The 13,053-nt window shown below is 28.8% G+C and carries 9 protein-coding genes; 6 read left to right on the top strand and 3 right to left on the bottom strand.

The window, feature by feature from the left end:
* The first annotated feature begins 7 nt into the window (after positions 1-7).
* From EJL03_RS11615 to EJL03_RS11595, 5 genes are all read left to right on the top strand, one after another.
* On the top strand, positions 8-1,033 hold the full coding sequence (locus tag EJL03_RS11615) for a cache domain-containing protein (RefSeq protein WP_125154136.1): 1,026 nt from the start codon (positions 8-10) through the stop codon (positions 1,031-1,033).
* A 77-nt stretch (positions 1,034-1,110) separates the two neighbouring features.
* Positions 1,111-1,485 (top strand): DUF3783 domain-containing protein, encoded by a 375-nt coding sequence (locus EJL03_RS11610; RefSeq protein ID WP_125154135.1) that lies wholly within the window; start codon positions 1,111-1,113, stop codon positions 1,483-1,485.
* A gap of 26 nt (positions 1,486-1,511) precedes the next feature.
* The gene (locus EJL03_RS11605; RefSeq protein ID WP_125154134.1) at positions 1,512-2,174 is read left to right on the top strand and encodes a helix-turn-helix domain-containing protein; all 663 of its coding nucleotides are present in this window, start codon (positions 1,512-1,514) and stop codon (positions 2,172-2,174) included.
* 68 nt (positions 2,175-2,242) lie between these two features.
* Positions 2,243-5,758, top strand: coding sequence for a S8 family serine peptidase (locus tag EJL03_RS11600; protein WP_243108710.1), 3,516 nt, complete (start codon positions 2,243-2,245; stop codon positions 5,756-5,758).
* Positions 5,759-5,821: 63 nt separating this feature from the next.
* Positions 5,822-7,168, top strand: a complete 1,347-nt coding sequence (locus EJL03_RS11595; protein ID WP_125154133.1) for a peptidoglycan-binding domain-containing protein — start codon at positions 5,822-5,824, stop codon at positions 7,166-7,168.
* A 48-nt stretch (positions 7,169-7,216) separates the two neighbouring features.
* Here EJL03_RS11595 and EJL03_RS11590 read toward each other — a convergent pair whose 3' ends face one another.
* Positions 7,217-8,992 carry a SpoIID/LytB domain-containing protein gene (locus tag EJL03_RS11590; protein WP_125154132.1) on the bottom strand — a complete coding sequence of 592 codons (1,776 nt, stop codon included), beginning with the start codon at positions 8,990-8,992 and terminating at the stop codon, positions 7,217-7,219.
* A 183-nt stretch (positions 8,993-9,175) separates the two neighbouring features.
* Between EJL03_RS11590 and EJL03_RS11585 the strand changes: the two genes are divergently transcribed.
* Complete coding sequence (locus tag EJL03_RS11585; RefSeq protein WP_125154131.1) at positions 9,176-10,975, top strand: heme NO-binding domain-containing protein; 1,800 nt, start codon at positions 9,176-9,178, stop codon at positions 10,973-10,975.
* Between the two features lie 42 nt (positions 10,976-11,017).
* On the opposite strand, the gene EJL03_RS11580 is transcribed toward EJL03_RS11585, so the two are convergent.
* Together EJL03_RS11580 and EJL03_RS11575 are read right to left on the bottom strand one after the other, a co-directional pair.
* Positions 11,018-11,920: a radical SAM protein gene (locus EJL03_RS11580; RefSeq protein WP_125154130.1), complete on the bottom strand. Its 903-nt coding sequence runs from the start codon at positions 11,918-11,920 to the stop codon at positions 11,018-11,020.
* A gap of 25 nt (positions 11,921-11,945) precedes the next feature.
* Positions 11,946-12,992, bottom strand: a complete 1,047-nt coding sequence (locus EJL03_RS11575; RefSeq protein WP_423243348.1) for a YkvI family membrane protein — start codon at positions 12,990-12,992, stop codon at positions 11,946-11,948.
* Between the last annotated feature and the right edge of the window lie 61 nt (positions 12,993-13,053).

The raw sequence follows: 13,053 nt of genomic DNA, 5'->3' as shown, positions 1-13,053 counted from the left end.
TGGAATTATGAAAAAGGTTAATTCTGTGCATACCATTAATACTATAGCATTAATGTTGGTATCGTTGATAATAATGATACCATCTTATATAACTATTTATAGTGTTAATTTTAAAAATAATAATAGAAGTTTACTTGATAATCTGTATGTATTGGGGAAAAGACAGAAAAATAGTATATCAGAAGCTTTGGAGGATATAAAATATGAAATAAAATTATACAGTTCCATGGAAGAAGTTGTAAGTTTGGATAAAACCAGAATAAGTGATCGGTTAAGCTTTATTAGGGCATATAAGGATAGATATACAAGTGTATTAGTATTAGATAATAATAAAAAAATCATATATGGGTTCTCAGAAAATTTAGAAGCTCTTTTGGAAAAGAGTTATATAAAAGAGGCCTTTGCAGGTCAGTTGACTACTTCAGAGGCTATAAATATAGGGGATAGTTATTATATAGATATAGCATGTCCTATAAAAAATAAATCAAACAAGCAAATAGGAATAATATCTTTTAGACTACTACTTTCTAAATTAAATGATATGATGAAGAATATGAGAGTAGATGAGGGTACTGAATGTTATGTGGTAGATAAAGAAGGGAAATTTATAACAGAATCTAAGTTTATTCCGGATGCAGTTGGAAATAAGGCTGTAGATTTAAAAAACATAAAATTAAGTATAGATTATTCTAATAGCAATACTTATAAAAATTATATGGGAAAAGATGTTTATGGATGCTACTTTTTATTAGATATTGGGCAATGGACATTGTTAGTGGAAAAAACTGCAGATTTAAGTGAGGAATCTGGAAGAGTTACTAAAATTGCAGGGCAAATTTCAGCTTTATTGCAAATAATAGCTATAGCACTTTTACAGACATTTTTTAAGAAGAAATTTAATATAAGCTTTAACACAAATGAGGTATCAGATATATTAAATCAATATAGAAATGGGAAATTAGAGATTAATGAATTTGTACAGGAGATAGATAAGCTAAATAGTAATAATAGTAAAAGAGAAGCTGAGGAATAATTTTTATTTTTGATAAAGAATGATGTATAATTATATAGTTGAAGGTAATAAATGAAAGGGAAGGGAGTGTTTTGAGAGTGGAAAATGATAAAGTAATATTGATATATGGTTTCAATGGGGATGAAAAAAAGATATTACAAAATTTAATAAAACAGAATAATCTTCCTAATTATCTAACTATAGAAAATGATATGGTTAATATGAAAGTAAAGGATATTTTAAATCGTATTAAATTGCCTATATTAAATACTGATGTAATAAATGAAAAAGTTATTTTATTCAATAATTTACCAGATAAAGAGTTAGATAAGGCTATAACTTTAATAAAGATGTTTATAAAGCCAATGCCAATATTAGCAGTGGTAACGGATATATCAATTGAATGGATATTTAAAGATTTACTAAAACACTTAATAGAAGAAAGAGAATGGTTTAGAAATCAAGGGAAATAAAACTAAGTACTTAAGAGGTGGATGAAATGAGTAGAATAGGGGTTAAATTAAAACAATTAAGAAATGAAGCTGGTTTTTCTCAAAAACAATTGGGGAAAAAGTTAGGAGTATCAGAAACATTCATTAATGAAGTAGAAACTGGGAAAAAAATAATAAATCAAAATTTAATAGATAGGATATCTAAAATTTTAGGTAAGGATTTAAATGATTTAACGATGTCATTTGAGGAAGAAGTGTATAAAGAAGAACAAAAATTTAGTTATGAACCTAAAAAACAAAAAACAAATGATGTTTGGAATGAGGCATTTGGTTCTGTATTAAAAAGTATATGCATTTATAAATACGATTTAAATAAACCTATAGGAAATAAACAGTTACCAATAGTTTCAAATAAAATAGAGGGATATCCTCAAGATAAAGTTTTTTACATAGAAGTAGAAAATGATGATATGACAGGATTTAGAATTTGTAAGGGAGATTTAGCTTTTGCGCATATAATCCATGAAATAGAAAATAATGCAATATGTTTGATAGAATATAAAGGTGAGAGAAAGATAAGACAAATTAAAAAATTGGATAATAATAAAGTACTTCTTGTGAGTAATTCAGGTAGCTTATTAACTGAGACAGTAGAAATAAAAAATATAAAGGCTATAGCAAAACTTGATAAATTAGAAATTAAGCTATAAATAAGGGGTACAAAAACATCTCTGATGCATAATATATGTAACAGAGATGTTTTTTTTGAGGTGATTTTTTGGACAATTTAGATACTTCTATAAATCTATTATTAAACTTACCAGATAGTGTAAAGTACAAAGTAATTTCTTTGGCTCAAGAAGAAATTGGGCAACAAGCTAAAATTGAACTAGTAGTTTTGTGTGGTCAAAATGTGAAGCAGGTAAGAAGCGGTGTGGAACAATTAGGAGGAAATTTTGAAGATTTATCATATGGATTTGGCATAGTTACTATACCAATAGATAAAATTAAACAGGTTTCTAGTATTACGGGAATACAGTATCTAGAATTGCCTAAGGATGTATATTTATCATCTTTAGAAAGTAATAAGGCAGCATGCATAAAGGAAGCTCAGGATGTATATGGAGTTTCTGGAAAGGGGGTTTTAGTAGGGTTTATAGATTCAGGTATAGACTATAAAGTGCCAGCATTTATAAGTGAAAATGGAGAAACACGAATAGAATATATATGTGAATTAGGGATAAATAATAAAGTGTGGGATAAAAATGATATAAATAGAGCATTAAAATCTTCTAATCCTTATGATATAGTGCCACATATGGATAATGCAGGTCATGGTACCCATGTGGCATCAATAGCTTGTGCAGGAGGGGATATAAATAAACAATATTATGGGGTAGCTTATGAAAGTAGAATAATAATGGTAAAATTAGCATCTGAAGGAGGTCTAAACTTTTCAAAAAGTACCCAGATTATGAGAGGAGTAAAATTTATTGTAGATAAGGCTAGGGAGTTAAATATGCCTTTGGTCATAAATTTAAGCTTCAGTACTAATGATGGCGCCCATGATGGTAGTAGTTTATTAGAACAGTATATCTATACTATTTGTAATCTTGAAAAAATTACTTTTGTTGTGGCATCAGGAAACGAGGGTGATATGGCCCACCATGTAGGAGGACCACTTAGACCAACACAAAATATTAATTTTAACATAGCAGGGGGAGAAAAATCATTAATTCTTCAATTATATAGGAATATATTAAGTGACATAAGTATTGAAATAGTAAATTCCAGTGGAATTACTACTGGAAAAATTAATTTGGAAGCTGGATATAAGGAAGGGAATATAGGAAGGGATAAATATTATATATATAATAGTGGGCCTAAGCCTATTAGTATAAATGGAGAGATAGTTATAGCTTTTATTCCTACTGCAAATTTTTTATTATCTGGTCAATGGAAAATCACTTTATATAATTCAAGCAGTGAACCAGGAAGATATAATATTTGGATGCCAATATCAGAAGGATTAAGTAGAGATACAAAATTTTTACAGCCTAATGTTGCAAATACATTGGGGATACCAGCTACAGTTGATAATGTTATATCTGTTGGAAGTTATAATTATAATAATAATTCTATTTCTAGTTTTTCGGGAAGAGGTGCCAAAGATTCTAACAAGCCTAATATAGTAGCTCCAGGAGAGCAAATAGAAGGATTTATACCTGGAGGAATAATAGATGCACTTACTGGAACATCTATGGCTGCACCGCATGTTGCCGGTGCTTGTGCATTAATGATTCAGTGGGCATATAAATATTATAGAGATGGGTTTATGTATGGTGAGAGGTTGAAATATTTTCTTTTAAAAGGAGCGAAAAGGGGGAGGGAGAATATACAGTATCCCAATAATACTTGGGGTTATGGGACGTTATGTTTGAGAAACTCTATTGATATAGCTGAGATTTCTTATATGAGAAATAATAGTTTTAAGGATATAGAGGAGTATATAAGATATTATAGACAAAATGATTGTAAAGAAAAATATATAGATGAAAATTATTATAATATTCTTGTTGAATACAATGGGGATATATTGGCTGTGATTGATAAGTTAGATTTTGCATGTATAAATATACTAGATGATAATTATGCAATAATAACAGTAAGATCTGATAAATTAAATGAATTATTAAAAAATACTAAAGAGATAGTCTATGTAGAAATGCCAACACTATTTACTAATTGTAATATATCTCCTATTGATGCTGCAAATATATCACAATTTCACCAGAATAAATTTCTTAATCTTACAGGTCAAGGGGTGATTATAGGTATAATTGATAGTGGTATAGATTACCTAAATACAGAGTTTATATATGAGAACGATAAAACAAGAATAGTTTCAATATGGGATCAAACAGTTAATACTGGCAAAAGTCCAGAGGAATTTGAACTTGGTACAGAATATTCACGAGAGGTTATAAATAAAGCAATTCAATTATCAAAATCAGGAGGTGATCCTTATTCTATAGTTCCTAGTAAAGATACTATAGGTCATGGCACAGCTATGGCAGGTATTGTAGGAGCCAGGGGGAAAAACCCTGAGATAGTAGGGGCCGCTCCGGATTGTGAATTCGGAATAGTAAAATTAAAAGAGGCAAAGAAGAATACATTAGCTCTAAAGGGAGTAACATCTTCTAGTTGTGCATCTTATAATATAACGGAAGTTATACTTGGAATAAAGTATTTATATAATTTAGCAAAGAAAAATAAAAGACCTTTAGTTTTATTAATACCTTTAGGGACTAATATGGGAAGTCATGATGGCAACTCTATTTTAGAAAGGTATGTTGATGAGATTTCAAAGACTAGAGGAGTTTGTGTAGTTACGGGTTGTGGTAATGAGGGTGATAGTGATACACATACATCTGGTAGGTTAGGTAAGACTGGTGACGAAAAAACTATTGAGCTTAAGGTAGCAGAGAATGAAAAAAATATTAGTTTTCAAATTTGGGGTAATAAGCCTGATAAGTTTTCTTTAAGTATAGTATCACCTTCTGGAGAAGTAATTGAGAAAATATCTGCAAAACTTAAGGAAGTTGAAGTAATCCAATTTGTATTTGAAGGTAGTTTTTTAACCATTCAGTATTTTATTCCTGAAGAGAGTACTGGGGATGAATTAATAAATATATTGATTAATAATGTTAGAGAGGGAATATGGCAATTTAAATTGATAGGTGATTTAGTGGTAGATGGTAGATATGATGCTTGGTTACCACAAAGGGCTTTAATAAGAGAAGGAACGAGATTTTTAAATCCAAATCAATATACCACTCTTACGATACCTTCAACAGGAAGACAAATATTATCTTCTGCTTTTTATGACCAAAATAATAATAGGATAGTAGCTGCATCGGGAAGAGGATACACTAGAGATGAAAGAATAAAGCCTGATATAGCTGCAGGAGGAGTAAGTGTATTAACAACTGCAGTAGGTGGCGGCACCCAAGTAATCTCAGGAAGTAGTGCAGCAGCGGCTGTATTAGCAGGTGCCGTGGCATTATTATTTCAATGGGGAATAGTTGATGGAAATGATAAGACTTTGTATGCTCCTAAAATTAAAACTTATCTAATTAGAGGTGCAACTAAGAGACCAGGTGATGCTTATCCTAATAGAGAGTGGGGATATGGTATTTTAAATTTAATGGGTGTTTTTGAAAATATCAGATATTTAGAAAATAGTAGATTATATATAAGATTACCTAAGTATATGAAAAAACAGTCTAAATAAAAGTAACCATTTTAATTTATAATCATATTTATAATAATGAATAAATTATTAAGGAGAATTAATATGCCAGAAGGCAGATTAAAAGTTCAAGTATTTAAAGGTAATTCTTATATACCAGTGGAAAACGCCAAAGTAACTATATCAACCTCCAAGGATACAAGCACTAGACAATCTAGTGGGACATTAACAACGGATTCATCTGGATTAACTAAAGAAGTGGAATTAAGTGCGCCATCGTTAGCTATTTCTCAACAGCCTAGTGATAAACTTCCATATAGTCTTTATGATTTATTAATAGAAGCACCAGGGTATACACCCATAAAGGTAAATGGATGTCAGGTATATCCTGACCAGGTGGCACTTCAACAGTGTAATTTAAATCTTAGTAACGTAAGGCAGACAGAAGAGGTAATAGATATAAAACCTAATAGACTGGTTGGTAATTTTCCACCCAAAATACCTGAGGACCCTAATAAGAAAGATCCTCCAATACCAAGTGGCCTTGTAGTATTGCCAGAACCAGTGGTTCCTCAGTTTATAGTGGTGCATACGGGGTTACCAGATAATCCATCAGCACCAAATTACACAATACCATATAAAGACTATGTAAAAAATGTTGCTTCCTCTGAGATATTTTCAACATGGCCAGAAACCACTATAAGGGCAAATGTGTTTTGTATAATATCATTTACGTTAAATAGGATCTACACAGAGTGGTACAGAGGGAAGGGTAAAAATTTTGATATAACTAACTCTACTGCTTACGATCATGCTTTTGTTTTTGGAAGAAATATATATGATAATATAAGTAGAATAGTTGATGATATTTTTTCAACATATGTAAAAAGATCAGATAGAAAACAACCACTACTTACTCAATATTGTGATGGGGTAAAGGTCCAATGTCCTGGTTGGCTAACTCAATGGGGAAGCAAATATTTGGGTGATCAAGGCAAAACTCCTTATGAAATTTTAACAAATTTTTATGGCCCTGATTTAAGTTTAAATACTGCAAGAAAGGTATCTGGTATACCAAAATCATATCCTGGATATACATTAACAGTTGGAAGTAGAGGACCAGATGTAAGAACGGCTCAAACATACTTAAATAGAATATCTGTAAATTATCCGGCAATACCAAAGATGGCCGTAGATGGTATATATGGGGAGGACACTCAAAAATCAGTAAAAGTATTTCAGTCAGTTTTTTCCTTGCCTCAAACGGGAAATATAGATTATGCTACATGGTATAGGATATCAGATATTTATGTTGCAGTAACTCAAATTGCTGAATTAAGATCATTTGAAGATGATAATGAAGAAAATTATAAGGTTTTTATCCCTCCTGTTCCTAGTATACTAAGGGATGGACCAATGCCTACCACTAATTACATTGATGATATATTATAATTTAAATAAAAGGGCATGTAGTATATTATTCTACATGCTCCATTTATTTTAGTAAATATTTTTAATTTTTATGTCTTTATAAAAAGTTTTCAATATGTCAGTGTATTTAATGCCTTGTTTTGATAACTCCATAGCGCCGAATTGACTCATTCCTACTCCATGACCATATCCACCACCCCAAATTTTAAATTTATTATGGATTTTTTCTATAGAAAAAAAGGAAGATGGCAGAAATTTATTATTAATAAGTGGTTCCTTTTTGTATCTTAATATAGGTATTATTACACCAGTAAAATCTTTACTACATATTATTGAACTTCTAATATTTAAGTCACCTTTTACATTAATTGTAGCATTACTAAAGATGAAAGATATTTCTATTACATTCCCGGCGGCACCTCTTTTTTTAACTTGTATATCTTTAAGAGTTTTTAATTCAGGCATACTATTTGTTTTTTTATTATGGGATATACTTATAAAGTCCTTTCTTTTTTCATAATTATTATATAAAGATTTTTTTAAACTTTTTTCTAGCACATTTTTAGGAAACTCAATATTCCATCTAAAATAGGGTGAACTTTTATCTATACTTTCTAGATCAGTGTTTTTATAAAACTCTAACCAGCTTTTTTCTGTATTTGGTAATGTATTTAAAGATTTTATATAACTACCTTTATAATAATAGGGTTTATTATCACTGGAACCATCGCTTTTAAACCAAATATCTTTATAGGAGGCAGCAGTCCCAGCCGATGAGGAATAATATTTAGCATCTATAGGTATGTTCTTATACGTCATTATTAATCCTTTTGTTGAGTTTACGGCTTCTTCACTTAAGGAATTTGTTTCCGTATTATTATAAACTTGACTTTGTGTACTATCATCTACGTAAAAACCTAAATGTGAAAATCTATTTGCCAACATATCTGAAATGGCATAAGTTCTAGCAGCTATGGCTTGACATTTTAAAGCTTCTACACCTCCAAATGAAGGCATCTCAGAGGGAACAACTTTTGATATATAATCCTCTAAACTTACTTCATTTATCAAAACAATACCATTAGACATTTGGTATAGTTCTAAAATTCCTGAATATATTGGAGTGAACTTTGGGTTACCTCTAGATATACTATTTGTTTTTATACGGTTGCCTTTTATATAAATACGATTTTTAAAAGATTTTGTGGTATTATTTATTTTTACATTTATCGAAGTAGTAGTATTGAATATATCTATTTTACAATTTTTAGGGATATTAAGGTAAAAATTATCTTTTAAACTATATAAAGAGCACTCATCTAAGGTGGTAAGTTGAATTTTATTATGATATATGGATTTAAAATTGGAATTTGATATTCCAACTCTCATGTAAGAATAATCTTCTGGAGTAATAATAAAAGTATTTAAATTATTTTTTTCATCTAAATAATTTTTAACATTATATTTCCCAAGGATTAAGTTTTTGGCAGTACATACCGAAATAGTATTATCTTTTAAATAATAATAAGTAGGTGATTTTGACAATAATATTTTACCCGTTTTTTCTAAATCATAAAAATTTTTATTTTTTATGAGAACTCTTTCTTTTATAGGTTTTACTTCACTAAAATCTAATATCTTAAAAAAATTATATTTGTAATTTATAACGGTGCCTACTTTACATTTTGTAGGAAGTTTAATTTGTTCTGCTTTGTCTTTAATATATATATTTGTATATTTAGAATTATGGCCATATATTACTGCATGTTCTACTCTTCTAGGAAGGAATAAAATACTTAATAAAATTAAAACAAGAATATTAATTATTAAGATATGTTTTTTCATATATAACCTCCAGGGAAAACTAATACTACTTTAAACATATTTACATTTTAAGTAAATTATAACATTTATATTTTGTAAAAACATTTCTTATAAGGTATAATTTATATATTAATAACAATTTTATTTTAAGTGGAATGAACTTAACGTTTTAATAAAATCAATACTAATAAAGGGGGATAAAATATGAAGGGAACAGTAGTTTCTACATGGATGAAAACATGCAGAAAACTTTATGATGATGAAGTAGTAGACAAAGCTATGGAAGATATAGGGTGGGATTGTAATAAAATATTTACTCCTATAGAAAATATAGATGATAAAGAGGTTAAAAATGTTGTAGCCAATATTGCTAAAATAAAAAACATTGATGTTAAAGATTTATGGAAAGAAATAGGTAAAGATAATATAATTACATTTTTCAATGATTACCCTGCTTTCTTCGAACATGAGAATTTATACTCATTTTATAAATCTATGTTTGACGTACATGTTGTTATGACTAAAAAATTTCCAGGAGCAAAACCACCATTGTTAACAATTGAACCCATATCTAGTAAAGAAGCAATCTTTAATTATAAATCTGATAGAGGAATGTTTGATTATTTTCTAGGTTTAACGGAGGGAAGTATAAGTCATTTTAAAGAAAATATACAGGTAGACCAATTAGAAAGAACGGATAATTCATTGAAGTTGAAATTAACTTTTGAAAAAGAAATATATTATAAAAAGGTATTTACCTTTAATAAATTATTATCTTTTGGGTTTATTAAGGGCATTGGAGGAAAAATAACATCATTAGTATTTTTAGTATCCTTAATAACTAATTTATTTACAATAGGGACAGGCAGTATAGTTAAACTTACGGTGTGTACTATATTACCTACAGTAGCGGCATATATATCAGCTCACTTACTTATGATGCCTAAACGTATTATAGAATCAGAGATAGAGAAAATAATAGATAATAAGTATTTAGAGGATGGTGAGATTGTTACCAATGACTTTTTTGAAGATTTATTCAAGTTGATAAAAAAATATAAGAGTAATATTAGAACTGATTTTGTTGGATTTAAAGGTATAACAGACGAAATGAATACTTTTGTTGATAACATAAATAACATTTCTAATTCGATGAGTCATACTTCTGAGGACATATCTGGTGTTGTTGAGCAAGTGGCAAATTGTGCTGTTAATCAAGCTGAAAATACTGAACATGCTGTAGCGGTTTTAAATGATAATATAGAAAACTTAAAAAATATAGTGGATAGTGAAAATAGTAATAAGTCAGAATTAGAAACTGCTCTAAATAAAATCAATAATAGCTATGAAAATGTTAATGGTACAAGTAAAAACATAGTAAATACTTTAGAAAAATTCCAAGAAGTAAGGGATAAAGGTTTGGATCTTCAAAATAAGGCTAAAGATATAACTAACATAGTATCAATAGTTTCTCAAATATCAGAACAAACCAATTTACTTGCATTAAATGCTTCCATAGAAGCAGCACGTGCAGGTGAGCAGGGAAAGGGTTTTGCAGTAGTAGCAGAAGAAGTTAGAAAACTTGCAGAACAAACTAAAAGTGCAGTTGAAGAAATTAATTTAAATCTAGTAACTTTTGCACAAGAAACCAAGATTTTATCTGATAAAATAGATACTCAGTATAATGTGTTAGAAGGGGAAACTAAGAATTTAGAAAATGTTAGGGATATTAGTTATGAAGCAACAACATCAGTACAATCTGTTGCATCTTCTATGATAAAAACTATAAATGATTTAAATAATGAGGCTGATTCTATTTCAAGTATATTTGAGAATATAGAATCTCTGGCAGCCATAGCAGAGGAAAATTCTGCTTCATCTGAGGAAGTAAGTGCCAATGTAACAAACTATACTAATGAATTGAAAAAATTAGTAAACAATATACATGAGTTTAAAAACATGACGGAGTATTTTAAAGGAGATTTGGGGAAATATAAAATATAATATTTATAAAAAGCTAACCCAATTATTAATAGGGTTAGCTTTTTATACGCCTTTAAAATCAAAATTGGGAATAAAACTTTCGTTTACGGTACCATCTTCCTGAATAAAGGCATTTTCTATACCTAGAGATATACAATAGTTTATAAGAGAGTCATAATGTTTTTTGCTAAGAGGCATATTTATTTCAGGAAACAAGTTAGATTTATTTAAAGGTGTATATTGGTTCATTATGCTTAAATAAACTGAATTTCCAAAAGTATTATATATAAAATCTACTATTTTCTTTGAATCAAATAAAAGCCCTGGAAGCATCATATGTCTAATTATAACTCCTCTTTTCATAAGTCCGCTTTCATTATCGAACACAGGAGGGCCAATTTGATCTACCATTTCTTTTATTGCTAAAGATGCGTATTTAAAATAATCTTTTGCATTTGAATACTTTTCGCTATATTTATTACTAAAATACTTTAAGTCTGGTAAATAAATATCTACATAACCCCTTAGTGATTTTAAAGTTTCAATATTTTCATAACTATTAGTATTATATACAATTGGGATAGTTAACCCATTTTGTTTTGCTAACTTTAAAGCTTCTATAATTTGAGGTACATAATGTGTTGGTGTAACCAAGTTTATATTATGAGCTTCCCTTTGTTGCTGTTCCATAAAGATTTGGCTTAATCTTTTAATAGAAATCTCTTTTCCATTAGATTCTTGACTTATAAAATGATTCTGACAAAATACACAAGACAAATTACAGTTAGAGAAGAAAATGGTTCCTGACCCCTTAGTACCAGATATACAAGGTTCTTCCCATTGATGTAGTGATACTAGGGATATTTTAACATTATTACCGGATTTGCATACACCTAAATTATTATTTAATCTATTAGTTTTGCAATTTTTAGGACATAGAGTACATTCTTTTAATGTCTGTAACAAAATAACACCTCATTTGTAGATTACCTTACTTTTTATCTTTTATATAAAAAATAAAGCATTGTATTATAAAAATAAGACTTATTAATCCAAAGGCTGGATATAAAAATGTAATTAAGTTTACAAAACCAATTTGAGATATTGGAATTGCAATAATAAGGATTATAACACAGCATTTATTATAAGAAATCTTAAAAATTTGTTCAAAAGTTTTACTCACACTATATATATCGGATACTTCTGTAGAAAACATTTCACACCATATTATTATTAAGAGCATTATTTGAATTATTGTTCCAAATCTGTTTGATACATATAAAAGAGGAATTTCGTATTCAAATATATATGGAATGTTTAAAATTAGTAATAGGTTTATTATTGAAGATAAAATGGTTAATACTATTGCACCAATTATTATACCACTAACCATAGATTTTTTATCTTTTACCTCATTGCTAAATGGCACAAGTACACCGCTACAGCATAAAATATTGAAACTTCCATATAAAATACCAGACAACAACCAATTCTTTTTATAATAGGGTACAGCTTTTACATATGAAATACTCATATTTTCACAGAAAAACAGATACAGTATAAATATCGTTAAAATGACTATAGTAAGAGTAGGAACAATAAAAGAATTTATTTCTATTAAGCCTTTTGTATCTCTTAATAATACAAAAATAGAAATTAGGGCCATAGCTAAAATTCCAAACCATTTATTGATTTTAAAATATTGATGAATTAAAGCTCCACTACCAGCTAGTATAATAGCTGAACCACTTATGAGAAATAAGCTGGTAAGTACATCTGTTACTTTGCCAAGAAAACCGGGGCTAACTAATCTTATTAATTCATTATAAGAATTTAATTTATATTTTATACTTATAGAAACTATAGTATATGCTGTAAGTATATATAGAACACAGCATATTAGTATCCCTCCAAAACTGTTGTAGCCATATGTAGAAAAAAACTGGGTAATTTCTTGACCAGAGGCAAGTCCAGCACCTACAATTGTACCTATAAAAACAGCAGAAATTTGTAATATAAATTTTATTTTTTTTATCAAAGTTATTCTCCTCCTATTATTTAATAAAAGTCTATTCTATATAAATATATAAAGAATTTAT

The organism is Clostridium rectalis, assembly GCF_900626095.1.
Classification (GTDB): Bacteria; Bacillota; Clostridia; order Clostridiales; family Clostridiaceae; genus Clostridium_AS; species Clostridium_AS rectalis.
The sequence above is the reverse complement of the archived record's forward strand: the minus strand, read 5'-3'. Positions and strand labels throughout refer to the sequence as shown.

Coding starts and splice junctions, on each gene's coding strand:
- EJL03_RS11615 (WP_125154136.1), top strand. CDS start 8: ATGAAAAAGGTTAATTCTGTGCATACCATTAATACTATAGCATTAATG.
- EJL03_RS11590 (WP_125154132.1), bottom strand. CDS start 8,992: ATGAAAAAACATATCTTAATAATTAATATTCTTGTTTTAATTTTATTA.
- EJL03_RS11585 (WP_125154131.1), top strand. CDS start 9,176: ATGAAGGGAACAGTAGTTTCTACATGGATGAAAACATGCAGAAAACTT.
- EJL03_RS11595 (WP_125154133.1), top strand. CDS start 5,822: ATGCCAGAAGGCAGATTAAAAGTTCAAGTATTTAAAGGTAATTCTTAT.
- EJL03_RS11605 (WP_125154134.1), top strand. CDS start 1,512: ATGAGTAGAATAGGGGTTAAATTAAAACAATTAAGAAATGAAGCTGGT.